The 26,550-nt window shown below is 35.5% G+C and carries 29 protein-coding genes; 28 read left to right on the top strand and 1 reads right to left on the bottom strand.

The window, feature by feature from the left end:
* The 10 genes from AC3WTA_RS27935 to rsmI all read left to right on the top strand — a co-directional run.
* A partial coding sequence (locus AC3WTA_RS27935) for a hypothetical protein (protein ID WP_492333149.1) occupies nt 1-190 on the top strand: 190 nt, incomplete at its 5' end.
* Between the two features lie 79 nt (nt 191-269).
* Nucleotides 270-449 (top strand): sigma factor G inhibitor Gin, encoded by a 180-nt coding sequence (locus AC3WTA_RS27940; protein WP_000647291.1) that lies wholly within the window; start codon nt 270-272, stop codon nt 447-449.
* Between the two features lie 72 nt (nt 450-521).
* Nucleotides 522-1,943, top strand: coding sequence for an aminotransferase class I/II-fold pyridoxal phosphate-dependent enzyme (locus AC3WTA_RS27945; protein ID WP_000812663.1), 1,422 nt, complete (start codon nt 522-524; stop codon nt 1,941-1,943).
* A gap of 1 nt (nt 1,944) precedes the next feature.
* Nucleotides 1,945-2,571 carry a dTMP kinase gene (tmk, locus tag AC3WTA_RS27950; RefSeq protein ID WP_000677224.1) on the top strand — a complete coding sequence of 209 codons (627 nt, stop codon included), beginning with the start codon at nt 1,945-1,947 and terminating at the stop codon, nt 2,569-2,571.
* Between the two features lie 35 nt (nt 2,572-2,606).
* Nucleotides 2,607-3,590 (top strand): DNA polymerase III subunit delta', encoded by a 984-nt coding sequence (holB, locus tag AC3WTA_RS27955; protein ID WP_000169570.1) that lies wholly within the window; start codon nt 2,607-2,609, stop codon nt 3,588-3,590.
* Between the two features lie 5 nt (nt 3,591-3,595).
* On the top strand, nt 3,596-4,423 hold the full coding sequence (locus AC3WTA_RS27960) for a PSP1 domain-containing protein (RefSeq protein WP_000272429.1): 828 nt from the start codon (nt 3,596-3,598) through the stop codon (nt 4,421-4,423).
* A 14-nt stretch (nt 4,424-4,437) separates the two neighbouring features.
* Entirely contained in the window at nt 4,438-4,791 is a 354-nt protein-coding gene (gene yabA, locus AC3WTA_RS27965; protein ID WP_000412057.1) for a DNA replication initiation control protein YabA, read from the top strand.
* 121 nt (nt 4,792-4,912) lie between these two features.
* Nucleotides 4,913-5,653: a tRNA1(Val) (adenine(37)-N6)-methyltransferase gene (locus AC3WTA_RS27970; RefSeq protein ID WP_001055375.1), complete on the top strand. Its 741-nt coding sequence runs from the start codon at nt 4,913-4,915 to the stop codon at nt 5,651-5,653.
* Entirely contained in the window at nt 5,640-5,930 is a 291-nt protein-coding gene (locus tag AC3WTA_RS27975) for a GIY-YIG nuclease family protein (protein WP_000414338.1), read from the top strand. Before AC3WTA_RS27970 ends, AC3WTA_RS27975 begins: the two co-directional genes overlap by 14 nt.
* Nucleotides 5,899-6,774 (top strand): 16S rRNA (cytidine(1402)-2'-O)-methyltransferase, encoded by an 876-nt coding sequence (gene rsmI, locus AC3WTA_RS27980; protein ID WP_000267811.1) that lies wholly within the window; start codon nt 5,899-5,901, stop codon nt 6,772-6,774. The genes AC3WTA_RS27975 and rsmI overlap by 32 nt, the downstream gene beginning before the upstream one ends.
* A 20-nt stretch (nt 6,775-6,794) precedes the next feature.
* On the opposite strand, the gene abrB is transcribed toward rsmI, so the two are convergent.
* A complete protein-coding gene (gene abrB / locus AC3WTA_RS27985) occupies nt 6,795-7,079 on the bottom strand; it encodes a transition state genes transcriptional regulator AbrB (protein WP_000843036.1) in 285 nt (94 codons plus the stop codon).
* 519 nt (nt 7,080-7,598) lie between these two features.
* Here abrB and metG point away from each other — a divergent pair.
* The 18 genes from metG (at nt 7,599) to AC3WTA_RS28075 (ending at nt 26,545) form a co-directional block, all read left to right on the top strand.
* Nucleotides 7,599-9,581, top strand: coding sequence for a methionine--tRNA ligase (gene metG, locus AC3WTA_RS27990; protein ID WP_000134146.1), 1,983 nt, complete (start codon nt 7,599-7,601; stop codon nt 9,579-9,581).
* A 165-nt stretch (nt 9,582-9,746) separates the two neighbouring features.
* The gene (locus tag AC3WTA_RS27995; RefSeq protein WP_000895824.1) at nt 9,747-10,514 is read left to right on the top strand and encodes a TatD family hydrolase; all 768 of its coding nucleotides are present in this window, start codon (nt 9,747-9,749) and stop codon (nt 10,512-10,514) included.
* Nucleotides 10,515-10,709: 195 nt separating this feature from the next.
* Nucleotides 10,710-11,267: a ribonuclease M5 gene (rnmV, locus tag AC3WTA_RS28000; protein ID WP_000692830.1), complete on the top strand. Its 558-nt coding sequence runs from the start codon at nt 10,710-10,712 to the stop codon at nt 11,265-11,267.
* Complete coding sequence (gene rsmA / locus AC3WTA_RS28005) at nt 11,264-12,142, top strand: 16S rRNA (adenine(1518)-N(6)/adenine(1519)-N(6))-dimethyltransferase RsmA (RefSeq protein WP_000651555.1); 879 nt, start codon at nt 11,264-11,266, stop codon at nt 12,140-12,142. The genes rnmV and rsmA overlap by 4 nt, the downstream gene beginning before the upstream one ends.
* Nucleotides 12,143-12,252: 110 nt before the next feature.
* Nucleotides 12,253-13,116, top strand: coding sequence for a sporulation peptidase YabG (gene yabG, locus AC3WTA_RS28010; RefSeq protein WP_001173738.1), 864 nt, complete (start codon nt 12,253-12,255; stop codon nt 13,114-13,116).
* Nucleotides 13,117-13,354: 238 nt separating this feature from the next.
* Nucleotides 13,355-13,615, top strand: a complete 261-nt coding sequence (gene veg / locus AC3WTA_RS28015) for a biofilm formation stimulator Veg (protein WP_000044349.1) — start codon at nt 13,355-13,357, stop codon at nt 13,613-13,615.
* 91 nt (nt 13,616-13,706) lie between these two features.
* Nucleotides 13,707-13,886, top strand: coding sequence for an acid-soluble spore protein SspF (sspF, locus tag AC3WTA_RS28020; protein ID WP_001985066.1), 180 nt, complete (start codon nt 13,707-13,709; stop codon nt 13,884-13,886).
* 196 nt (nt 13,887-14,082) lie between these two features.
* Nucleotides 14,083-14,952, top strand: a complete 870-nt coding sequence (gene ispE, locus AC3WTA_RS28025; protein WP_000772096.1) for a 4-(cytidine 5'-diphospho)-2-C-methyl-D-erythritol kinase — start codon at nt 14,083-14,085, stop codon at nt 14,950-14,952.
* Between the two features lie 54 nt (nt 14,953-15,006).
* The gene (purR, locus tag AC3WTA_RS28030) at nt 15,007-15,855 is read left to right on the top strand and encodes a pur operon repressor (protein ID WP_000702481.1); all 849 of its coding nucleotides are present in this window, start codon (nt 15,007-15,009) and stop codon (nt 15,853-15,855) included.
* Nucleotides 15,856-15,979: 124 nt separating this feature from the next.
* Entirely contained in the window at nt 15,980-16,354 is a 375-nt protein-coding gene (locus tag AC3WTA_RS28035) for a RidA family protein (RefSeq protein WP_000869826.1), read from the top strand.
* 152 nt (nt 16,355-16,506) lie between these two features.
* The gene (spoVG, locus tag AC3WTA_RS28040; protein WP_000454042.1) at nt 16,507-16,800 is read left to right on the top strand and encodes a septation regulator SpoVG; all 294 of its coding nucleotides are present in this window, start codon (nt 16,507-16,509) and stop codon (nt 16,798-16,800) included.
* Between the two features lie 322 nt (nt 16,801-17,122).
* Nucleotides 17,123-18,502: a bifunctional UDP-N-acetylglucosamine diphosphorylase/glucosamine-1-phosphate N-acetyltransferase GlmU gene (glmU, locus tag AC3WTA_RS28045; RefSeq protein WP_000071047.1), complete on the top strand. Its 1,380-nt coding sequence runs from the start codon at nt 17,123-17,125 to the stop codon at nt 18,500-18,502.
* A gap of 18 nt (nt 18,503-18,520) precedes the next feature.
* Nucleotides 18,521-19,474: a ribose-phosphate diphosphokinase gene (locus tag AC3WTA_RS28050; RefSeq protein ID WP_000107420.1), complete on the top strand. Its 954-nt coding sequence runs from the start codon at nt 18,521-18,523 to the stop codon at nt 19,472-19,474.
* 72 nt (nt 19,475-19,546) lie between these two features.
* Nucleotides 19,547-20,107, top strand: coding sequence for an aminoacyl-tRNA hydrolase (pth, locus tag AC3WTA_RS28055; RefSeq protein ID WP_078183735.1), 561 nt, complete (start codon nt 19,547-19,549; stop codon nt 20,105-20,107).
* Nucleotides 20,108-20,177: 70 nt separating this feature from the next.
* Nucleotides 20,178-20,402: an anti-sigma-F factor Fin family protein gene (locus AC3WTA_RS28060; protein ID WP_000399441.1), complete on the top strand. Its 225-nt coding sequence runs from the start codon at nt 20,178-20,180 to the stop codon at nt 20,400-20,402.
* Between the two features lie 105 nt (nt 20,403-20,507).
* Nucleotides 20,508-24,038 (top strand): transcription-repair coupling factor, encoded by a 3,531-nt coding sequence (mfd, locus tag AC3WTA_RS28065; RefSeq protein WP_064475156.1) that lies wholly within the window; start codon nt 20,508-20,510, stop codon nt 24,036-24,038.
* A 136-nt stretch (nt 24,039-24,174) separates the two neighbouring features.
* Complete coding sequence (spoVT, locus tag AC3WTA_RS28070) at nt 24,175-24,711, top strand: stage V sporulation protein T (RefSeq protein WP_000648312.1); 537 nt, start codon at nt 24,175-24,177, stop codon at nt 24,709-24,711.
* A 232-nt stretch (nt 24,712-24,943) separates the two neighbouring features.
* Entirely contained in the window at nt 24,944-26,545 is a 1,602-nt protein-coding gene (locus tag AC3WTA_RS28075; RefSeq protein ID WP_000444149.1) for a putative polysaccharide biosynthesis protein, read from the top strand.
* Nucleotides 26,546-26,550: the final 5 nt, after the last annotated feature.

The raw sequence follows: 26,550 nt of genomic DNA on the forward strand, positions 1-26,550 counted from the left end.
GAACACGGAAGTTAAGCTCTCTAGCGCCGATGGTAGTTGGGACCTTGTCCCTGTGAGAGTAGGACGTCGCCAAGCAATTAAAAACACAAGTCTTTTGACTTGTGTTTTTTTTGTGTTTTCAAACAGTACGAAAAAAAAAGAAGTAATGGTAATACAAACACGTTGCCCAAGGGTTAATCATATTATATAAGAGATGGATGTATATTTTTCTGTAAATTGTTAAGGAATAGAAGTATAAAATATGTCCATTGAAATAGGGAGGGAAGGTTATGAAAGCACAAAATGAGGTTTGTATTGTTTGTGAGACAGAAAGAAAAGAAGGGATATATGTTTATAATAATTTAATCTGTTATGAATGTGAAAAAGATATGGTGAATACGGAGACAAATGATCCGAAGTATATATATTATTTAAAACAGCTTCGGAAATTAGAAGTATCATATTTTTAAATAGGCATATGCCTATTATTTTTTTTGTTCTGTATAATAGATAAAGAATGAAATAATAAGGAAGAGATATAGATGAAGCAAAATCGCATACCTTTATATGAGGCATTAACAGAGTTTAAAGATAGAAAGCCGTTATCCTTTCATGTTCCAGGTCATAAAAACGGTTTAAACTTCCCTCAGGAAGCTATAGGGGAGTTTAAAGATATACTATCTATCGATGTAACTGAGTTGTCAGGGTTAGATGATTTACATAGTCCGTTTGAATGTATAGATGAGGCACAACAGTTATTAGCTGATGTATATGGAGTGAAAAAAAGTTATTTTTTAATTAATGGTTCAACAGTAGGGAACCTAGCAATGATTTTGTCTTGTTGCGGGGAACATGATATTGTTCTTGTACAAAGAAATTGTCATAAATCAATTATTAATGGTTTAAAATTAGCGGGCGCAAATCCAATTTTTTTAGATCCATGGATTGATGAAGCTTATAATGTACCGGTGGGCATTCATGTTGAAATTATTAAGGAAGCAATTGAAAAATATCCAAATGCTAAAGCACTCATTTTAACGCATCCTAATTATTATGGTATGGGGATGGATCTAGAGGCAAGCATCGCTTATGCACATGCACATAAAATCCCCGTTTTAGTAGATGAAGCACATGGAGCTCATTTTTGTTTAGGAGGGGCATTTCCAAAGTCAGCATTAGCATATGGGGCAGATATTGTAGTTCATTCTGCACATAAAACATTACCCGCGATGACAATGGGATCCTATTTACATATAAATAGTCGCCTAGTGAAAGAAGAAAAAGTTTCTACCTATTTAAGTATGCTACAATCTAGTAGTCCATCGTATCCAATTATGACTTCTCTTGATATTGCACGCTTTACAATAGCACGTATAAAAGAAAAGGGACATGATGAAATTGTCGAGTTTTTACGGGGATTTAAAGACGAATTGTGTTCTATTCCACAAATAGCTATTTTACAGTATCCATTACAAGATGAGTTAAAGGTTACTGTACAGACACGTTGTCAGTTATCAGGATACGAATTACAGTCTGTATTTGAAAAAGTCGGTATATATACAGAAATGGCGGATCCATATAATGTTCTATTTATTTTACCCTTGCAAGTAAATAAGGAGTATATGAAGGCTATAGAGATGATCCGAGGGGCATTGCAATATTATGAGGTGAAAGACAAGAAGGAATCTATTCGTTATACTTATAAAGGAGAATTTTCTCCTTTACCGTATACATATAAACAACTGGAAGGATATGAAACAAAAGTAGTATCTGTAGAAGAAGCAGTTGGGATGATAGCGGCAGAAATGGTAATTCCGTACCCACCTGGAATTCCATTGATTATGTATGGGGAAAGAATTACTTCAGAACATAAAGAGCAAATTATGTATTTAGAGCAATCAGGCGCTCGTTTTCAAGGTAGCACGAAATATATGAAAGTGTATGATATAGAAAGTAGGTTTTAGAATGAAGGGATTATTTGTAACAATTGAAGGTCCAGAAGGTTCGGGTAAAACAACGTTAATTAAAAGTTTATTGCCGTACTTTGAACAAAAAGAACAAAAGGTAATGGCGACGAGAGAACCAGGTGGTATTGCAATTTCAGAGGATATTAGAACAATTTTACATAAACAAGAATATACGATGATGGAAGCACGTACAGAGGCGCTTCTGTATGCCGCTGCACGTAGACAACATTTGGTGGAAAAGGTTATGCCGGCACTTAACGAGGACTACCTTGTATTATGTGATCGTTTTATAGATAGCTCTTTAGCGTATCAAGGATATGCAAGAGGGTTAGGTATGGATAAGGTATTTGAAATAAATCGTTTCGCAACAGAGGACTGTATGCCTAGTTTAACGATTTACCTAGACATTGAACCAGAGATTGGTTTAGCTCGCATTGAAAAAGATGCAGGACGTGAAGTGAATCGATTAGATATGGAAGATATCTCTTTCCATAAACGTGTCCGTGAAGGATATTTACAAGTTGTAGAACATTTCTCAGATCGTATTGTATTGGTAAATGCTGATCAACCAATGGAAAAACTTATAGAAGAAGTTGTTCAGATTATAGAAGATAAATTGTTATAATAGAAGGAAAGAATGAAATAAGTGAGGTATGCATTATGACGAAGACGTGGGAGCAGCTTTCTGCTATACAACCCATCGGTGTAAAAATGTTGATGAATAGCATTGCAAAAGAGCGTATATCCCACGCTTACTTGTTAGAGGGAGGGAAAGGGACTGGAAAGTTTGCAACGGCAATTCAAATGGCAAAGAGTTTCCTCTGTTCTCAGCGGAACGGGGTAGAGCCTTGTCACGTATGTACAAATTGTAAGCGAATTGATTCAGGTAACCACCCTAACTTACATATTGTAAAACCAGACGGATTATCTATTAAGAAGCAGCAAATTCATGATTTACAAGAAGAGTTTTCAAAAACAGGATTAGAAGCAAATAAAAAAGTATATATTATTGAGCACGCAGATCGTATGACAGCAAATGCAGCGAATACACTTTTAAAATTTTTAGAAGAACCAAGTAGTGATACAACAGCTATTTTACTTACTGAACAAAGTCATCAAATTTTAAATACGATTTTATCTCGCTGTCAAGTTGTTACATTTAGACCGTTACCTACGGAATCTTTAATTAGAAGATTACAGGATGAAGGTATTACGGCATCTTTATCGACACTTGCTGCGCAACTCACGAATAGTTTTGATGAAGCTTTAGCTTTATGTAGTGATGAATGGTTTGCACAAGCACGAGCTTTAGTGATAAAATTATGTGAAGCGCTCGAAAAGGATAAAGCCTCTATTTTTTTTGTACAAGAAAAATGGGGAAAACACTTTGGAGAGAAAGAACAATTACAGCAAGGTTTAGATATGTTGCTCCTTATTTATAAGGATTTATTATATGTTCAACTTGGAGAAGAAGATCGTCTTGTTTTTCATGAGCAGAAAGAGATGTTTGAATCTTTCTCCTATGCTCAGAAGCGCATTGTATCAGCTCTCTTTAATATATTAGAGGCAAAAAATAGAATCAACGCTAATGTAAATGCGCAGCTTGTGTTCGAACAGTTAGTGTTGCGGTTGCAGGAGGGATGACCGTTTTGTATGATGTAGTAGGTGTTCGCTTTAAGAAGGCCGGAAAGGTGTATTACTTCGATCCGAATCAGTTCGATATCTCTGAAAATGAGTTTGTAATTGTAGAAACAGTAAGAGGTATTGAGTACGGAAAAGTAGTTATTACCAAAAAGCAAGTTGATGAAAACGACGTTGTATTACCGCTAAAAAAGGTTATTCGTATTGCAAATGAAAATGATCGTACCATTGTTGAAGAGAACAAACATGCTGCGAAAGAAGCATACCAAGTTTGTCAGCAAAAGGTAGTAGAGCATAATCTTGATATGAAACTTGTAGATGTAGAGTATACGTTCGATCGCAATAAGATTATTTTCTACTTTACTGCGGATGGTCGGATTGATTTCCGCGAACTAGTGAAGGACTTAGCGGCAATTTTTAGGACAAGAATTGAACTAAGACAAATTGGTGTTCGTGATGAAGCGAAGATGCTTGGTGGTATTGGTCCATGTGGTCGTATGCTTTGTTGTTCTACTTTTTTAGGAGATTTTGAACCTGTATCCATTAAGATGGCAAAGGATCAAAATTTATCATTAAATCCTGCAAAAATCTCTGGTTTATGTGGTCGCTTAATGTGTTGCTTAAAATATGAGAATGATGAATATGAGGCAGCAAAGGAACAACTTCCTGATTTAGATCAACGTATACAAACCCCGCATGGTACTGGCCGTGTTATCGGATTAAATATTTTAGAAAGATTAATTCAAGTGGAACTAGTAGACAAGGAACGGATAGTAGAATATACGTTAGATGAGTTAGTGAATAAAGGGGTCGTTTCGAGTCAAACCACAGATTAATGAGGTGGGTGCTTGTGGAGAAAAAAGATATTTTTGCATCGGTTTCTAGTATGGAAGAGCAAATTGGACATTTATACAAACAGTTGGGAGAATTAAAACAACATCTTGCAGAGTTGTTGGAAGAGAACCAACATATAAAAATGGAAAATGAAAATTTGCGACATCGCTTTGAAGAAGTGCAGATTAAAGAAAAACAAAAAACTCAAAAACGTAAAGAAGTGAAGCCAAAGACAACTGATATTGGCGAAGGCTACGATAATTTAGCAAGGCTATATCAAGAAGGTTTTCATATTTGTAATCTGCATTATGGAAGTGTACGTAAAGAGGGAGATTGTTTATTCTGCCTGTCATTTTTAAATAAAAAGTGAAATTACCTTTCCAATGATAATTGGAAAGGTAATTTTTTATACATGAGAGTACAATGAAATATGTTTTTTTATTAGTAGAAGATGAAATAGGGTAGGTTAAGTGTAAGAAAAGGAGTAACATATGAATTTATATGAAGATGAACGTTTAGATTACTTATTAGCGCAAGATATGAAGATTGTACAAAGCCCATCAGTATTCAATTTCTCGTTAGATGCTGTTTTACTTGCAGACTTTGCTTGGGTGCCAATTCAAAAAGGTAATGTACTTGATCTGTGTACAGGTAACGCAGTTGTCCCCCTTTTATTAAGTACAAGAACAAAGGGAAGCATTACAGGTGTAGAAATTCAAGAACGTTTATATGATATGGGAATCAGAAGCGTTCAATACAATAAGCTAGAAGAAAGAATTCACTTAATACATGGGGATTTGAAAGATATGCCGGAGAAACTTGGACGTCATCAATATGATGTTGTCACATGTAATCCCCCTTATTTTCAAACACCTGCAACTTCTGAGAAAAATATGAATGAACATTTAGCGATAGCTCGTCATGAAATTATGTGTACATTAGAGGATGTTGTATCTGCAAGTAGTCAGTTAGTAAAGCAAGGTGGGAAAGTAGCATTTGTACATCGTCCAGGTCGTTTACTAGATATTGTTACATTAATGCGTAAATACAAAATTGAACCAAAGCGTGTACGATTTGTTTATCCTAAGGCAGGGAAAGAAGCGAATACATTGTTAATTGAAGGAATTAAGGATGGAAACGCAGATTTGAAAATATTGCCCCCTCTTTTTGTATATGAAGAAAATAATGAATATACAAAGGAGATTCGTTCAATTTTATATGGAGAAGAATAAGGATTGTTTTTATGTAGTAGAGTGCTCTGACGGAAGTTATTATGCTGGATATACAAATCATATAGAGAAGCGGATTCAGACCCATAATAGTGGAAAAGGGGCTAGGTATACGCGTGCTAGACTTCCTGTTGTTTTAAAATACATAGAATTTCATGAAGATAAGCGTACAGCTATGCAAGCAGAGTATTATTTTAAGCAGTTAAATAGAAAACAAAAAGAAGAATATATGCAAAAAGGAGAACACTATGTGGCAACAAAAAAGCTTTCAACAAAATGAAAAGGGAGTTTTATATTTAGTACCAACTCCTATTGGAAATTTAGAAGATATGACATTTCGTGCAATCCGAATTTTAAAAGAAGCTGATTTAATTGCTGCTGAAGATACGAGACAAACGAAAAAACTTTGTAATTATTTCGAAATTGAAACCCCTGTTATGAGTTACCATGAGCACAATAAGGAAGTAAGTGGGAAGAAAATATTAGGGAAGTTAGACGAAGGAAAGACTGTAGCACTTGTTAGTGATGCTGGTATGCCGTGTATTTCTGATCCAGGTTACGATATTGTTGTAGAGGCTGTAGCAGAACAGTATCATGTTATCCCGCTTCCTGGGGCAAATGCAGCCCTTACAGCATTAATTGCATCAGGTCTTGAAACAAAACAATTTTATTTCTATGGATTTTTACAAAGAAATAAAAAAGAAAGAAAAATGGAGTTAGAGAAGCTTCGTTATGTACAAACTACAATGATGTTTTATGAAGCGCCCCATCGTTTAGATGATACTTTAATCTCGATGCAAGAAGTGTTGGGAAATAGAGAAATTGTATTATGTCGAGAGTTAACGAAAAAATTCGAGGAATTTATTCGTGGAACAGTTGAGGAAGCAATTGAGTGGACGAAACAAAATGAAGTTCGTGGCGAGTTTTGTATTTTAGTAGCTGGTTCAACGGAAGAACCTGCCCCAGAAGAAAAATGGTGGGAATCTATTTCGGTATATGATCATATTGAACATTATATAAACGAAAAAGGTATGAATTCAAAAGAGGCAATAAAAACAGTCGCTAAAGATCGAGATTTGTCGAAACGCGATGTATATCAAATCTATCATGTCGATAAAAAATAAGCTTCTCATAATTGAGAAGCTTATTTTGCTGTTTCGATATAATCTTGAAGTTCGTTTAAGATTTGCTCAGCGCCTTCTTTGCTTAAGATAATTTTACCTTCAGCTAAAGATAGGTTACCATCAGATACTTCACCAGTTACTTGGCAAGTCATGTTTGGCTTATATTTTTTTAAGATGATTTTCTCGTCATCAACGTAGATTTCAAGAGCATCCTTTTCTGCAATACCTAAAGTACGGCGTAATTCGATTGGAATTACTACACGACCTAATTCATCAACTTTACGAACGATACCAGTAGATTTCATAATTCTTTTCCTCCTAAAGAAATAGTTTATAAGTTTCGAGTCTATTTTCTAGATTCGTCATTTTTCGACAAAATACCCTATGGACATATGATACCAATCATTTACATTTCCGTCAATTCTTTAATTCTATATTTTTTAAAAAGATTTATAGATTTCTTACTTCTTATATATAATAGAATGAGAGTAATTTCTACTATTATTTCACTTTATTTTCAGAAAAAATTATAGATTGTAAGTAAGGACTGTATATTTTCTTGAAATATGAGCAATAGATGATAAAGATATTAAGTATTAACTCGTTTTTATCCCGCATTAACAAGCAGTAAGATTCTAAATTTAAAATTTGGCTGGAGCAAAGAATTTAAGTTGGAGTCGGATTGCTCGTAAAAGCCTGATTGGTGCGGGCTAATAATCCGCGGGAGTGAACAAAACCCCCACAGATTAAAGTTTCACTTTATATATAAGTTTTTGATATACTATTTATAAATACATATGAGGTTATCCGGGAGGTCCAAAACAATGACAGAGGAAAATAAGTCCTTTTATATTACTACCCCAATTTATTATCCAAGTGGAAAATTACACATTGGACATGCTTATACAACAGTAGCAGGAGATGCGATGGCACGATATAAGCGTATGCAAGGATACAATGTTCATTATTTAACAGGAACTGATGAGCATGGACAGAAGATCCAAAAGAAAGCAGAAGAATTAAATGTTACACCACAAGCATATGTGGATAACATTGTTGCAGGAATTAAAGAGCTTTGGGAGAAAATGGATATCTCTTATGATGATTTTATTCGTACAACTGAAGATCGTCATAAAGATGTTGTTGAAAAAATCTTCAAGCAACTAGTAGATCAAGGTGATATTTATCTTGATGAATATGAAGGTTGGTATTCTGTACAAGATGAGACATTCTATACAGAGCATCAATTAGTAGATCCAATTATGGAAGGTGACAAAGTAGTTGGAGGAAAAAGCCCAGATAGTGGTCATGATGTAGAACTTGTTCGTGAAGAATCGTATTTCTTTAGAATGGGTAAATATGTCGACAGACTATTAAAATTCTATGAAGATAATCCACATTTCATTCAGCCAGAGTCTCGTAAGAATGAGATGATTAATAACTTCATTAAACCAGGCTTAGAAGATTTAGCTGTTTCTCGTACTTCATTTGACTGGGGAGTTCGTGTTCCAGGTAACCCGAAACATGTTATTTACGTATGGGTTGACGCATTGTCTAACTACATTACAGCATTAGGTTATGGAACAGAAAATGAAGAGATGTATAAGAAATTCTGGCCGGCTGATGTGCATTTAGTTGGAAAAGAAATCGTTCGTTTCCATACAATTTATTGGCCAATCATTTTAATGGCATTAGATTTACCTCTTCCGAAAAAAATCTTTGCTCATGGTTGGATTTTAATGAAGGATGGAAAGATGAGTAAATCAAAAGGAAACGTAGTAGATCCAGTTACATTAATTGATCGTTACGGATTAGATGCATTACGTTATTACTTACTTCGTGAAGTTCCATTCGGATCTGATGGCGTATTCACACCAGAAGGATTTGTAGAGCGTATTAATTTTGATTTAGCAAATGACTTAGGTAACTTATTAAATCGTACAGTAGCTATGATTGATAAGTACTTTAACGGAGAAATCCCTGCATTTAAAGCAAATGTAACGGAATTTGATGAAACGTTAGTAACGTTTGCAAAAGATACATTGAAAAAAGTAGAAGAGGCAATGGAGAATATGGAATTCTCTGTAGCGCTAAGCTCAATTTGGCAATTGGTTAGCCGTGCAAATAAATATATTGACGAAACACAACCATGGGTATTAGCGAAAGATAAGAAGGATCTTGAAAAGTTAGCTTCTGTAATGGCTCACTTAGCAGAAGTACTTCGTCAAACAGGTATTATGCTTATGCCGTTCTTAACAGTAGCGCCAAGTAAGATGTTTGCTCAACTTGGACTTACTGAAGAGGCACATAAATCTTGGGAAAGCCTATCTACAATTGGCTGCATTCCAGCTGGAACAAAAGTAGAAAAAGGAAACCCAATTTTCCCTCGTTTAGAAATGGAAGTAGAAGTAGGCTACATTAAAGAACAAATGAAAAGCTCTGCTCCTAAAGTAGAAGAGAAAAAAGAAGAAGAACCGAAAGCAGAAGAAATCACAATTGATGATTTCTTTAAAGTAGAATTACGCGTAGCTGAAGTACTATCAGCTGAACCTGTGAAAAAAGCAGATAAGTTGTTAAAAATTCAGCTGGATTTAGGTACAGAAAAGCGTCAAGTTGTTTCAGGAATTGCAAAATTCTATTCGCCGGAAGACCTAAAAGGTAAAAAGGTTATTTGTGTAACAAACTTAAAACCTGTAAAATTACGCGGTGAATTATCACAAGGTATGATTTTAGCGGGTGAAGAGAATGGCGTATTGTCATTAGCATCAATCGACCAAAATCTACCAAACGGTACAAAAATCAAGTAATTAAGACAAGAAAAGAGATGTTTCACGTGTAACATGTGTGAAGCGTCTTTTTTCTTTTTACACTCTCTATTTTTGCATTAAAATTATAGTATTGTTATCGTTAAGTTAGTAAAGAGCTTATTTTTTAGAATAAACTTGATTTCAATATAAAAGGAGTTATGTATTATGTTGTTTGATACACATTCACATTTGAATGCAGAGCAATTTGAAGAGGATTTGCAAGAAGTTATTGCACGAATGAAAGAAGCAGGAGTTACCTATACAGTTGTTGTTGGTTTTGATGAAATAACGATCAAAAAGGCAATGGAGTTAGCTGAAACTTATGATTTTATTTACGCTGCGGTAGGATGGCATCCAGTTGATGCAATCGACATGACAGAAGAACATTTAGCGTGGTTAGAAGAACTTGCTTCCCATCCTAAAGTCGTTGCACTTGGAGAAATGGGCTTAGATTATCACTGGGATAAGTCTCCAAAAGAAATACAGAAGGAAGTATTCCGTAAACAAATTGCATTAGCCAAAAAGGTGAAATTGCCGATTATTATACATAACCGCGATGCAACTCAAGATATTGTTGATATTCTAGAAGAAGAGAATGCAGCTGAAGTGGGAGGCATTATGCATTGCTTTAGCGGCAGCGTAGAAGTAGCAGAGCGATGTGTTGATATGAACTTTTTAATTTCGTTAGGCGGCCCAGTTACATTTAAAAATGCTAAGAAACCGAAAGAAGTTGCCACGGAGATTCCATTAGAGAAATTGTTAATAGAGACGGATTGTCCATATTTAACACCACATCCATTTCGAGGAAAACGAAATGAACCGAGTTATGTAAAACTTGTAGCAGAAGAAATTGCGAATTTAAAAGGAATTTCTTATGAGGAAGTAGCAGAGATAACAACAAAAAATGCAAAGGCTTTATTTGGTGTTGAATAAAAAGGAGTGGGAGAACCCATTCTTTTTTTATTTTTGTGAAAAAATAAGGGCGAATGAGGAAGTGTTACAATAAGGAGAGAGAACAAAGTTTTGGACATTCTATTTTTTAAAATGTAAGAATGGGGAAAATAATAATGGAAAAGTCGTCATTTTTTTGTTTTACTAAGTAGAGACGAAACGAGTGTGGAGGCAAGCATGAAAATTAAAGAGATTATCGTTGTAGAAGGTAAAGATGATACAGTTGCGATTAAGCGTGCTGTTGATGCGGATACAATTGAAACGAACGGTTCAGCAATCGGTGATCATGTTATTGAGCAAGTTAAATTAGCGCTGCAAAAACGGGGCGTTATTATTTTCACAGATCCGGATTATCCTGGAGAGCGTATTCGAAAAATTATTTCTGATAAGGTGCCTGGATGTAAACATGCCTTTTTACCGAAGGAAGAAGCACTTGCCAAAAGGAAAAAGGGTGTCGGGATTGAACATGCTTCTAATGAATCAATTCGCCGTGCTTTAGAGAATATACATGAAGAAATGGAAGCTTACACAAGTGAAATTAGTTGGAGCGATTTAGTCGATGCAGGCTTAGTGGGCGGAGAAATGGCAAAGAGTCGCAGAGAAAGAATGGGTAAGCTATTAAAGATTGGTTATACAAACGCAAAACAGTTACATAAACGTTTACAAATGTTTCAAGTTTCAAAAGAATCGTTTGCAGAAGCTTATAAGCAAGTCATACAGGAGGAAAGAAAATGAAGGATATCGCAACGCCAAATCGTACGAAAGACATTGTTGAAAAGTATGGATTTTCATTCAAAAAAAGTTTAGGACAAAATTTTTTAATTGATACGAACGTATTAAATCGTATTGTCGATCACGCTGAAATTGGTTCAGAAAGTGGTGCAATTGAAATTGGACCAGGTATCGGTGCGTTAACAGAACAATTAGCAAAGCGTGCTAAAAAAGTAGTAGCTTTTGAAATTGATCAGAGATTATTACCGATTTTAGATGAGACGTTAGCTCCATATAGCAACGTTACAGTTATAAATAAAGACGTACTAAAGGCAGATGTACATGAGGTGTTCAGTGAGCAATTTGAGGAAGGGCAAGATGTAATGGTAGTAGCGAACTTACCGTACTATATTACAACGCCAATTTTATTTAAATTGCTGGAAGAGAAATTACCAGTTCGTGGATTTGTTGTTATGATGCAAAAAGAAGTTGGAGATCGTTTAGCTGCTAAACCTGGAACGAAAGAGTATGGTTCTTTATCCATTGCTATTCAGTATTATACAGAGGTAGAAACAGTTATGACTGTACCACGTACAGTGTTTGTGCCACAACCGAATGTTGATTCTGCGATTATTCGTCTCCTAAAGCGCCCGAAACCAGTTGTAGAAGTAACAGATGAGACATTCTTCTTTGAAGTAGTAAGAGCAAGTTTTGCACAGCGTCGTAAAACTTTAATGAATAATTTATCAAATAATTTAAATGGTTTCCCGAAAGATAAAGAGCTGTTGGATCGAATTTTAACAGAAGTAGGAATTGATCCAAAACGAAGAGGCGAAACGCTATCTATCGAGGAGTTTGCAACATTAAGTAATGCATTAGTTCTTCATAAATTGTCATAAGAATAGAAAAGGGACAGTTCAACTTGAACTGTCCCTTTTGTCACCTTTCCTCTCCTACATTCATACTTTAAAAACAGGTAAGATGGCCTAACGAGTTTGGAGGTAGGAGAATGGCTTTACATGTTGGAGAATTAGTGGAACGATATTCTCATAATAGGGATATCCTTTTTCGTATTATAGAAATAAAAGGCGAGATAGCTATATTATTTGGAGAGGAAATTAGACTGGTGGCAGATGCGCCACTTGAAGATTTAATTAGTATAGACCAACGAGAACATAAAAAAAGAGCGAAGCGTGAGAAAGAAACGATGGAGCGTACGTATCGTTTGTTTCAACAAGATTATGTATTAATGAAACAAAGGCATGAACACACTTCAACGGGTGGATATACAAGTGAGGTAAATTATTTTCAAATGCCAGGACGTGTATTGCATATAGATGGAGACCCGTTATATTTGCGCAAGTGCTTAGACTTATATAATAAAATTGGTGTTCCTGTACAAGGTATTCATTGTAAAGAAACAGAGATGCATGAAAAGGTAGTAGATTTAATAGATCATTTTCGTCCGGACATTTTAGTTATTACAGGACACGATGCATATACAAAATCAAAAGGGGTAAAGGGAGATTTAGCAGCATATAGGCATTCAAGGCATTTTGTACAGGCTGTTCGAGAAGTGAGAAAAAAATATCCATCATTGGATCAACTCGTTATTTTTGCTGGGGCATGCCAATCACACTTTGAAGCATTAATTCGAGCAGGTGCTAATTTTGCTAGTTCACCATCTAGAATTAATATTCACGCACTAGATCCTGTATATGTGGTTGGAAAAATTAGTTTTACGTCATTTATGGAAAGAGTAAATGTATGGGATGTTGTACGTAATACGATTACCGGCGAAAAGGGACTTGGCGGTATTGAGACGAGGGGAATTTTACGAACTGGATTACCCTTTCAACATTATGAAGAATAAGCAAGGTACATATGTATCTTGCTTTTTTGTATGGAAAGGATTTAAATCAGCTTGGATAAAAAGAGACAAGAACGCGCAGACTACATAATGATACTTTTACAATATAGTATTTCTTCTATCTATTTGAACGCATGATGCTTTTATAATGATATTGTCTGTGAGTTGCGGTTAATAATTGGGATAGATATATCGTGTTTTAAGTGTTCAATCTAAATTACAGCGAGGTGTAACGAAGTATATGTCAAAACGTTTAGATGAAATTAAAAGCGAATTAGATCACCATCTTGGACAGAGACTGATGTTAAAGGCAAATAGTGGGAGAAGAAAAACAGTAGAGCAATCAGGTGTACTTGCAGAAACGTACCGTTCTGTTTTTGTTGTACAATTGGATCAGCAAGAAGATGCGTTACAACGTGTATCATATAGCTATGCGGATGTTTTAACAGAGACAGTAGAGTTAACGTTTTATGGTGAACCTCATAATGAAGTGATTTTATAATTCATGTATCGTTACATATATTCCCACAAATGAAAAGCTATATTATTTTGCATACTAATTATACCGTAGCAAAATAAGGAGGGACTCTGCATTGAGTAGACGAAGAGGTGTCATGTCAAATCAATTTAAAGAAGAGCTTGCAAAAGAGCTAGGCTTTTATGATGTTGTTCAGAAAGAAGGCTGGGGCGGAATTCGTGCGAAAGATGCTGGTAACATGGTGAAACGTGCTATAGAAATTGCAGAACAGCAATTAATGAAACAAAACCAGTAGTTGTAAGATACTTTCTATGCTACGGTAGCCGAGGAGTGATTCCTCGGCTTTTTGTACTCGAAAAGGTGCCATCATTTTACATAAGTAGTTTCATTCTGAATGCTTTTCGTTATAATTAGGGAAGTGTCATCGTCTTACTATAAATTTATGGTAAAATAAACGATAAAAGATTGAGTACATAGAGTGGGTGAATAGATTGAAGCTACTAGTGAAAGCACCAGCAAAGATTAATCTGTCGTTAGATGTACTGGGAAAAAGACAAGACGGATATCATGAAGTGAAAATGATTATGACAACAATTGATTTAGCGGATCGTTTAGAACTAATGGAATTAGCAGAAGACCGTATTGAAATTTTATCCCATAATCGGTATGTCCCAGACGACCAAAGAAATTTAGCTTATCAAGCAGCGAAATTATTAAAAGAGAAGTTTAATGTGAAAAAAGGCGTATCTATTACTATTGAAAAAACGATTCCAGTAGCAGCTGGATTAGCAGGTGGAAGTAGTGATGCAGCAGCGACATTACGTGGCCTTAATAAATTATGGAATTTAGGGCTTACAATTGATCAGTTAGCAGAGCTTGGCGCAAAAATAGGATCAGATGTATCGTTTTGTGTATATGGTGGGACAGCAATTGCCACTGGAAGAGGAGAGCAAATTGAGCACATAAAAACTCCGCCTTCTTGTTGGGTTATTTTAGCAAAACCCCATATTGGTGTATCTACTGCTGATGTGTATGGAAATTTAAAGTTAAATCGAGTTACACATCCAAATGTAGATAAAATGGTTAACGTCATAAATGCTGGGGACTACAAAGGGATTTGTGATACTGTTGGTAATGTTTTAGAAGATGTAACGTTTGCGATGCATCCTGAAGTTGCACGTATTAAGGCACAGATGAAGCGATTTGGGGCGGATGCTGTATTAATGAGTGGAAGTGGCCCAACTGTATTTGGTCTTGTGCATCATGATTCGCGAATGCATCGTATATATAATGGATTAAAAGGATTTTGTGAACAAGTATACGCAGTACGTTTATTAGGAGAGCGAGAAACGCTTGAATAAAGACGTATAATACGTTATGATTTGTTTAGAATATTCGTGATTTGAGGTGAGAGTATGAAAATTAGACGAAGTACAAGATTAGTCGATATGACGTATTACTTGTTACAAAACCCTCGTCAGCTAGTTTCTCTCACTTTTTTTGCTGAAAGGTATCAATCAGCTAAGTCTTCCATTAGTGAAGATTTAGTTATTATTAAGCAAACGTTTGAACAACAAGGGGTCGGCACATTGCAAACGGTACCAGGAGCAGCAGGAGGAGTGAAATATATACCATATATAAGTGAGGAAGAGGCAGATCTAATTATTGGTGAGCTTTGTAGCTTATTTGAAAATCCAGATCGTATTTTGCCTGGTGGTTACTTATATATGACAGATCTTTTAAGTAATCCTCGCCATATTAATGGCGCAGGTCGTTTGTTTGCTTCTGTTTTTGCTAGGCAACCAATTGATGCGGTTATGACGGTGGCAACGAAGGGGATTCCACTTGCTTATGCGGTGGCAAATTACTTAGATGTACCGGTAGTAATTGCAAGGAAAGATAATAAGGTAACAGAAGGCCCAACTGTTAGTATTAACTACGTATCAGGTTCTTCTAAGCGAATTCAAACAATGACGTTAGCAAAGCGTAGCCTTCCAGAGGGATCAAATGTTTTAATTATTGATGACTTCATGAAAGCTGGCGGGACAATTCAAGGTATGATGAGTATGTTAGAAGAGTTTAAGGCTAATGTTGTTGGTATTGGTGTATTAGTAGAATCCACGGATATTGAAGAACGACTAATTAATAATTTTGTATCATTAATTCGTCTATCAGAAGTTGATGTGAAAGAAAAAGCGATTCAAGTGGAAAAGGGAAATTATTCACTGGCACCATTTGATGAAGGGCTTGTAGAGGCTGAGTAAAAAGGTAAAGCAGATCGCTTTATCTTTTTTTTATTCTGTTTATAAATTATAAAATAGATGGACAAACTGCTTTTCGTGCACTATTTTTAAAGAGTAAAAATAAATAATAAAAGGGTGAAAAAATATGAAAGTTGTTCAAACAAGCAATGCACCACAAGCAATTGGACCATATTCACAAGGGATTATTGTAAATAATATGTTTTACAGTTCAGGACAAATTCCGTTAACTGCAAGTGGAGAGCTTGTAGCAGGAGACGTGACAGTACAAACAGAGCAAGTATTTCAAAATTTACAAGCTGTATTAGAAGAAGCAGGTGCTTCATTTGATACAGTAGTAAAAACAACAGTATTCTTAAAAGATATGGATGATTTTAATGCTGTTAATGAAGTATACGGCTCTTATTTCTCTACTCATAAGCCAGCTCGTTCTTGTGTACAAGTAGCAAAATTACCGAAAGATGTTTCAATTGAAATCGAAGTAATTGCCCTAGTTAAGTAATCTTTTGTAAGCGATAACCTCCACTAATCTCTATATTCAATTAAATTAAAAATTTTTATCTTAAAAATTTTTAAAAAATTAAAGGGAAAATAGAAATTTTGTGGAATTTATACAAATATATCGCTTATTTAGAAAAGGGTGGTGAACACAAGATGGAAGTGACTGACGTAAGATTACGCCGCGTAAACACAGAAGGCCGCATGAGAGCAATTGCCTCTATTACTCTAGACCATGAATTTGTTGTTCATGATATTCGTGTAATTGATGGTAATAATGGATTATTTGTAGCAATGCCAAGTAAACGTACTCCAGATGGAGAATTCCGTGACATTGCACATCCAATTAATTCTAATACACGCTCTAAAATTCAAGATGCGGTTTTAACAGAGTATCATCGTTTAGGCGAGTTAGAAGAGGTTGAGTTTGAAGAAGCGGGTGCTTCGTAAAATTCGAATGAAAAGGGCTTTTTAAAGAAATCCCTATAATTTTGCAACAAACTCCTGTAAGCATTTACAGGGGTTTGTTTTTTTGTGGTTTTATCTATTTTTCGCACGGAAAATTCTGAATTCTTTAAAGTGAAGAGGAAAACTTCTAATTTTTTCAAAATCATTTTAAATAGTATAGCTTATTTCTTAAAAAAGATACTAAAGAGTAAAACATCGTATAAGAATTATGGTAAAATTTAATAGTTAAAATGTGTTTCTTGAAATATATGATGATTTAGGATAATATCGTTAATGGATAAATAGGTTGCGATGGAGGGTCTATATGTCAAACAGATTTGCAGTGATTCTAGCTGCGGGCAAAGGCACACGTATGAAGTCTAAGCTATACAAAGTGCTTCATCCTGTATGTGGAAAACCTATGGTACAACATGTTGTCGATCAAGTAACGCAATTAGGATTGCAGAAACTTGTAACAGTCGTAGGACATGGTGCTGAAATGGTACAAGAACAGCTAGGAAACGTAAGTGAGTTTGCATTACAAGCAGAACAACTTGGTACAGCACATGCTGTAGATCAAGCTGCAAGTGTACTTGCAAACGAAGAAGGAACAACTTTAGTTATTTGTGGTGATACGCCGCTAATAACTGCTGAAACGATGGAATCATTGCTTCAGCAACATAAAGAGGCAGGGGCAATGGCAACGGTGCTAACAGCTTACATAGAAGAACCTGCTGGATATGGTCGTATCGTTCGTAATGAGAATGGTCATGTTGAAAAGATTGTTGAGCATAAGGATGCAAATGATAAAGAATTAGCTATTAAAGAAATCAATACAGGTACGTATTGTTTTGATAATAAAGCTTTATTCGCCTCACTTTCTAAAGTTTCAAATGATAACGTACAAGGTGAATATTACCTGCCAGATGTTATTGAGATTTTAAAAAATGAAGGTCATATCGTATCAGCTTATCAAACAGAGCACTTCGATGAAACGTTAGGTGTTAACGACAGAGTCGCTCTATCGCAAGCGGAAATTATTATGAAAAACCGTATCAACCGAAAGAACATGGTAAATGGTGTTACAATTATTGATCCAAGTAACACGTATATTTCTGCTGATGCGATTATCGGTAGTGATACAGTTCTTCATCCAGGAACAATTATTGAGGGGAATACTGTAATTGGTTCTGATTGTGAAATTGGACCGCATACAGTAATTCGCGATAGTGAAATTGGAGATCGTACGACAATTCGTCAATCTACTGTACATGATAGTAAACTTGGTACAGAAGTATCGGTTGGTCCATTTGCACATATTCGCCCAGATTCAGTTATTGGAGATGAAGTACGCGTTGGAAACTTCGTGGAAATCAAAAAAACTGTTTTTGGTAATAGAAGTAAAGCTTCACACTTAAGTTATATCGGGGATGCACAAGTTGGAGAAGACGTGAATCTTGGTTGTGGTTCAATTACGGTGAACTATGACGGTAAGAATAAATTCAAAACTGTGATTGGTAACGGGGTATTTATTGGATGTAATTCAAACCTTGTTGCTCCTGTAACAGTTGAAGATGGTGCTTATGTGGCAGCAGGCTCTACAATTACAGAGAATGTTCCATCAAAAGCATTATCTGTAGCACGTGCACGTCAAGTTAACAAAGAAGACTATGTTGATCAATTGCTGAATAAGAAAAAATCATAATGTGGAGGGTTAATCTAGATGTCGACTCAATATCTAAATTCTAATTTGAAAGTATTCTCTTTAAACTCTAATAAGGAACTTGCTGAGCAAATTGCAAAGCACATTGGAGTAGGACTAGGAAAATGTTCTGTTGATCGTTTTAGTGATGGAGAAGTTCAAATTAACATTGAAGAAAGTATCCGTGGTTGCGATGTATTCATTATTCAATCTACAAGCTTCCCAGTAAACGAACATATCATGGAATTACTTATTATGATCGATGCATTAAAGCGAGCATCTGCAAAAACAATTAATATTGTTATTCCTTACTATGGTTATGCGCGTCAAGACCGTAAAGCGCGTTCTCGTGAACCAATTACATCGAAACTTGTAGCAAACTTGCTTGAAACAGCAGGTGCAACTCGTGTAATCACTCTAGATTTACATGCTCCACAAATTCAAGGGTTCTTTGATATCCCAATCGACCACCTAATGGGTGTACCGATCCTTTCAGATTACTTTGAAACAAAAGGTCTTAAAGATATCGTAATCGTGTCACCTGACCACGGTGGGGTAACTCGTGCTAGAAAAATGGCAGATCGTCTAAAAGCACCAATCGCTATTATTGATAAGCGTCGCCCTCGTCCGAACGTATCAGAGGTAATGAACATTATCGGTAATATTGAAGGTAAAACAGCAATTTTAATTGATGACATCATTGATACAGCTGGTACAATTACATTAGCAGCAAACGCTCTTGTTGAGAACGGTGCTTCTGAAGTATATGCTTGCTGTACACACCCAGTATTATCTGGTCCAGCAATTGAGCGTATCCAAAACTCAAATATTAAAGAGTTAGTTGTAACGAACTCTATCGTATTACCAGAAGAGAAGAAAATCGACAAAGTACATGAACTTTCAGTTGCTCCACTAATCGGAGAAGCAATCATTCGTGTGTACGAAGAAGAATCTGTAAGTGTATTATTCAATTAATTGGATAGAATGAGACGTAACCAAGATTGGTTACGTCTTTTCGTATCGAAAAAAGAAAGTAGTGGTACAAGAATGAAATTGATAGTAGGACTTGGGAACCCGGGTAGAGAATATGAATTAACAAGGCATAATATTGGATTTATGGCGATTGATGAACTTGCAAAGCGTTGGAATATTTCTTTGAATGAACAAAAATTTAAAGGAATATTTGGTGCAGGATTTGTTAATGGAGAAAAAGTAATCTTATTAAAGCCACTTACATATATGAATTTATCTGGGGAAAGTATTCGACCACTCATGGATTACTATAAAATTGATGTTGAAGACTTCGTTGTTCTGTACGATGATTTAGACATCCCTGTAGGTAAATTACGCCTTCGTATGAAAGGTAGTGCTGGTGGACATAATGGTGTGAAATCAACAATTTCACATTTAGGAACACAAGAGTTTCAACGTATCCGCATGGGAATTGATCGTCCGAAAAATGGCATGAAGGTAGTAGATTACGTATTAGGACGTTTTACATCGGAAGAAATTCCTGATGTGAGTCATTCTATTGAAAAAGCAGCGGATGCATGTGAAGAATGGTTAAATAAACCTTTTCTTCAAATCATGAATACCTTCAATAGTTAAGGGTATGATTGGGAATATTTTGTCTTGTTTTTACCCATACTAGTAGTAATTGGATTTTTAGGAGGCTAGTATGGAAGGTTATTATTATTGCAGACATTGCGGGAGTAATGTAGGCTCCGTTACTGCAGAAAAAGTGTATAGCGACGTTTTATTTCAACTAACAGAGCAAGAAGTAGTAGAGATGATTCATTTTCATGAGAATGGAAATATATATATAAAAACGATTTGTGAATCGTGTCAAGAAACGCTCGCATCTTATCCTGAGTATTATGAATATGAAAAATTTCTGCAATAAAATGTTGTCGCTTTGGCATGTCCAAAGCATTTTTCTGTTTTCTTTTTCCAAAATATTTGCATAAAATATAGTGGCTTGCTCTTTATGTTGAGAGGGGTTTTGAAAATGATAGGTTTATTAGAGCAATTTTATAAAAATGAAGAGATCCAATCGGTTATTAATGGACTAGAAGATGGTTTAAAAGAACAACTTGTATCAGGTATGGCAACCTCTTCTCGTTCGTTATTAATGGCGGCCTTATATAAAAAAACAAAAAAATCACAACTTATTGTGACGCATAATTTATATCAAGCACAAAAAGTGCATGAAGATTTAGTGGCGTTACTTGGTGAAAAAGATGTGTGGTTATACCCAGTAAATGAATTGATAGCATCAGAAATTGGTGTTGCAAGCCCAGAATTGAAGGCGCAACGTATTGAAGTATTGAATCGTTTAGCGGCAGGAGAAAACGGGATTATTGTAGCGCCAGTTGCAGGACTACGTAGATTTTTACCAATGAAAGAGTTGTGGAAGCAAAGGCAAATCGAAATCAATCTAGGGCAAGAGATTGATTTAGATACATTCTTGCATACTTTACATCATATTGGTTATGAGCGTAAGTCGATGGTAGAAGCTCCTGGGGAATTCAGTTTGCGCGGGGGAATATTAGATATTTACCCATTAACTGAAGAGTTACCATTTCGTATTGAATTTTTCGATACAGAAGTTGATTCTATTCGATTATTTGATGTGGATGAACAGCGCTCTCAAGATAAAAAAGAAAGTGTTAGATTTGGTCCAGCAACAGAGTTTTTATTTTCACAGGAAGAATTGAAGTCGGGAATTGAGCATCTTGAGGAAGGCTTGACTAAGACGATGCAAAAACTTTCCGATGATAAATTGAAGACTACAGTGCTTGAAACGGTAAGTCATGAAATTGAGATGTTAAAAAACGGGCAAAGTATAGAACAGATGTTTAAATATTTATCTATTTTCTATAAAGAACCTGCTAGTCTGATAGATTATTTACCAGAAGATGGTATTGTGGTTTTAGATGAGATTTCCCGTATTCAAGAAACAGCATCACATCTTGAAACAGAAGAGGCGGAATGGTATATATCACTTCTTGGTGAGGGAATAATTATTCAAGATTTATCTTTCTCACACTCGTTTGAGGAATTTCTTCATCATAAAAAAAGAAGTTTTGTGTATTTAACGTTATTCTTACGCCATATAGCACATACACATCCACAAAACATTGTGAATGTGACATGTAAAACAATGCAAGATTTCCATGGGCAGATGCAGTTGTTGAAAACTGAAATTGATAGATGGAACGAAGGGCATTTTACGACTGTTGTGCTCGGCACAGATGATGAACGTGTAAAAAAACTACAACATATTTTAAGTGATTATGATATTGAGGCAGATATCGTAGAGGGCACAGATATATTATTGCCTGGAAGGTTACAAATTGCTGTAGGTGATTTACACGCAGGATTTGAAATGCCGATGCAAAAGCTTGTTGTTATTACTGAAAAAGAGCTTTTTCATAAGAAAGTTAAAAAATCACAACGTAAGCAGAAGTTATCTAATGCTGAACGTATTAAAAGTTATTCGGAATTAAAAGTTGGAGATTATGTAGTTCATGTAAATCATGGTATAGGTAAATTCTTAGGTATCGAGACACTAGAGATTAATGGTGTTCATAAAGATTACTTGAATATTAAATATCAAGGTAATGATAAGTTATACGTTCCAATTGAACAAATTGACCAAGTGCAGAAATATGTAGGATCTGAAGGTAAGGATCCAAAAGTTTATAAATTGGGCGGAAATGATTGGAAAAAGGTCAAAACGAAAGTTGAAAAATCTGTACAAGACATTGCGGATGACCTAATTAAACTATATGCTGAGCGCGAAGCCTCAAAGGGTTATGCATATACACCAGATACGGCAGAACAACAAGAATTTGAATCTTCTTTCCCATATCAAGAGACAGAGGATCAATTACGTTCTATTGAAGAGATTAAGAAAGATATGGAACGTGGACGTCCGATGGATAGGCTTCTTTGTGGTGATGTAGGATATGGAAAGACGGAAGTAGCTATCCGTGCGGCATTTAAGGCAATTATGGATGAAAAACAAGTTGCAATTTTAGTGCCGACAACGATCCTTGCACAACAACACTATGAAACAATTCGAGAGCGTTTTCAAGATTATCCAATCAATATAGGATTATTAAGTAGATTCCGTACGAGAAAACAGCAAAATGAAACAATTAAAGGCTTAAAAGATGGTACGGTAGATATCGTAATCGGAACGCATCGTATTTTATCTAAAGATGTTACTTATAAAGATTTAGGTCTTCTTATTATTGATGAAGAACAAAGGTTTGGTGTAACGCATAAAGAAAAAATTAAACAATTAAAAGCAAATGTTGACGTGTTAACATTAACGGCAACTCCGATTCCGCGTACACTCCATATGTCTATGCTTGGTGTGCGTGACTTATCTGTTATTGAGACACCACCAGAAAATCGTTTCCCAGTCCAAACGTATGTAGTAGAGTATAATCCAGCGTTAATGCGAGAAGCGATAGAACGAGAGCTTGCAAGAGGTGGGCAAATTTACTTCCTATATAATCGTGTGGAGGATATCGAAAGAAAAGCAGATGAAATTTCGATGTTAGTTCCAGACGCGCGTGTAACTTATGCGCATGGGAAAATGAACGAAGGTGAATTAGAGTCTGTTATGCTATCGTTTTTAGAAGGGCAGCATGATGTTCTTGTAAGTACAACAATTATTGAGACGGGTGTAGATATTCCGAATGTAAATACGTTAATTGTATTTGATGCAGATCGTATGGGACTATCGCAGCTGTATCAGCTTCGTGGTCGTGTTGGACGTTCTAATCGTGTTGCATATGCATACTTTGCATACAAACGAGATAAAGTGTTATCAGAAGTTGCAGAGAGGCGTCTGCAAGCCATTAAAGAGTTCACAGAGCTTGGGTCAGGTTTCAAAATTGCGATGAGAGACTTATCCATTCGTGGTGCAGGTAACTTGTTAGGAGCCGAACAGCATGGATTTATTGATTCTGTCGGATTTGATCTATATTCTCAAATGTTAAAAGATGCAATTGAACAGCGTAGAGGAACAGATGGGGTTGAAAATACAGTTAATGTTGAAATTGATTTAGAAGTAGATGCATATTTACCAGATGCTTATATTTCAGATAGTAAACAAAAGATTATGATGTATAAACAGTTTAGAGGTGTTTCTGCAATTGAGGATATTGAAGAGTTGCAGGAAGAGATGATAGATAGATTTGGTGATTACCCGCAAGAAGTTGGTTACTTATTGCAAATTGCAAATATTAAAGTATTGGCAATGAAAGAACAAATTGAGTTAATTAAGCAAAATAAATTTGAAGTGACAATTCTGTTCTCAGAACAAGCAAGTCAAAATATTGATGGCGGAAAATTATTCATGCTTGGAAATAGTTTTGGACGTATGATTGGTCTAGGAATGGAAGGATCGCAATTGAAAATCGTAATGAAAACAAATGGTTTAGAGACATCGAAGTGGTTAACAATTGCTGAAAATTTATTAAAAGGCCTACCAGATGTAAAAAAAGAAGTCATAAATGCCTAATATAAGATAAAAAAATACAATTCGGCGTGCATAGAAGAACTAATGTGTAAAATACTATGTCTAACAGTTGGTGATTTTTACATGAACAGGTAAATTCACCACTTTGATCATCAGTAGAAAGTGAGGCAGCATTAGAATGAAAGCAACTGGAATCGTACGTCGAATTGATGATTTAGGTAGGGTAGTAATCCCGAAGGAAATTCGTAGAACTTTACGTATTCGAGAAGGAGACCCACTAGAAATATTTGTTGATCGCGATGGAGAAGTGATTTTGAAAAAATATTCTCCAATTAGTGAACTAGGTAATTTTGCAAAGGAATATACGGAAGCTTTATACGATAGCTTAGGACATAATGTGCTTGTATGCGATCGTGATTCTATTATCGCAGTAGCAGGTGTATCTAAAAAAGAATACTTAAATAAAAGTGTTGGCGATTTAATTGAGAAGACAATGGAAGAGCGTAAGTCTGTAATTATGACAGATGAAAGCGAAATTTCAATTATTGATGGAGTAACAGAAAAAGTGAGTTCCTATACAATTGGCCCGATTGTTGCGAATGGGGATCCAATTGGAGCTGTTGTTATCTTCTCTAAAGAGGCTATTATAAGTGAAGTAGAGCATAAGTCAGTAAATACAGCTGCAAGCTTTTTAGCGAAACAAATGGAGCAGTAAGGCTATATCGAATTTGAGAAGTAGCAATCTTTCCTAATTATGATATTTCTTCTTGAGAAATCAAATATTTGGAGATATATGTATATTGAATGAAGGTAGCGCTTTGCTACCTTTTTTCGTTGAACATTTCTATCGTTGCGCGAACGTATTATTACTCGTGTAGGCAAGGAAGCTTGTCCTTTTCTTTATGATATAATACGAGGGGTGAGAATAGAAAAAGGAGTTTTCTTGTATGGAATCGAAGAAGTATCAAGCCTTTTGGCGTGGGGCTATTATATTAACAATCGCAAGTTTTGTTACAAAGGTATTAAGCGCTTTTTACCGTATTCCATATCAAAATATAGCGGGTGATATTGGTTTTTATATTTACCAACAAATTTATCCGTTTTATGGATTTTGTTTAATTTTAGCTACTTATGGGTTCCCCATTATAATTTCAAAAATGGTTGCGGAACGATTAGAGCGAGGGAAACAACAAGAAGCAGAAGAAATTATCTGTGTATCTTTTTGGTTTTTATTAGGAATTGGTTTCGTAGGCTTTTTTACATTGTTTTTTGGTGCCGAAGCAATTGCAACAGCCATGGGCGATATACACTTAGATAAGTTATTACGTGTTATTTCATTTTCATTCATATTGATGCCGTTTTTATCTGTAGCAAGAGGATATTTTCAGGGATTCAATAATATGATGCCAACAGCTGTTTCGCAAGTGATAGAACAAACGATTCGTGTTTCTATTATTGTATTTTTATCTCTATTCCTAATTGCTCGCGGATTTGATTTATATACAGTCGGTGCAGGCGCTATGTTAGGTTCAATCGCAGGTGGACTGATTGGGATTATCGTACTTGTACTTTATATGCGTCATGACTTTCGTTCTATATTTTTCAAGAGTGTAAAGAGAATTAAGGGAAAAAAGAGGATCATTAAAATTCTGTTTTGGCAGGGATTGGCGATTTGTGTTAGTAACTTAGTACTTATTTTTATACAAATGGCTGATTCTATTTCCTTCTATTCCTTACTTATTGGGGCAGGAGAGCAAGCTGAAAGTGCAAAGGTATTAAAAGGTGTTTATGACAGAAGTATCCCGCTTATGCAATTAGGTACTGTCGTGACAACTTCTTTCTCATTGTCGCTTATTCCAATTATTACAGCGGCGAAGGAAAGAGGAGATCTTTCCTTTATTCGAGAAAAGGTAAAGTTAGCAATGAAAATAACATTTGTTATTGGATTTGCAGCTGCCATTGGATTAACTTGTATTATTCAGCCTACGAATATTATGTTGTTTGAAAATAGTGATGGGTCAGATGTTTTATCCATTTTATCTTTATCTATTTTATTTAGTTCATTGTCGATTACAACTGCGTCTATTTTGCAGGGGTTAGGACAAACATTAAAACCAGCAATATTCGTTATATTTGGGGGTTGTTTAAAGTTAGCTTTAAATTATACATTAATGCCGTATTTTGGTGTGAAGGGAGCTGCAATTGCAACACTAGTTGCGTTAATTGTAATTTCTGTGCTAAATAGTGCATTACTTATGCAAGCTGTATCCGAATCGCTTATCGATAAGCGGAATATGTTAGGTGTAGTTATTAGTGGTATCGGTATGGGATTTGTATTAATAATATTTATACGTGTGATGCAACTGTCTGGATTAGTAATTGATACAAGGCATAGAGGAATTGCAACACTTGAGGCATTGTTAGGTGTAGCTATCGGTGGATTAACATATGTGTTTTTAATTTTAAAATTACGTGTATTTACAAAAGCGGAAATAGGAACCGTTATGAAAAAAGAGAAAAAAGAAGGTTCATTGAAGAAGAGTGGATAGAGGTG

This window comes from Bacillus sp. EB106-07-01-XG149 (assembly GCF_058791555.1).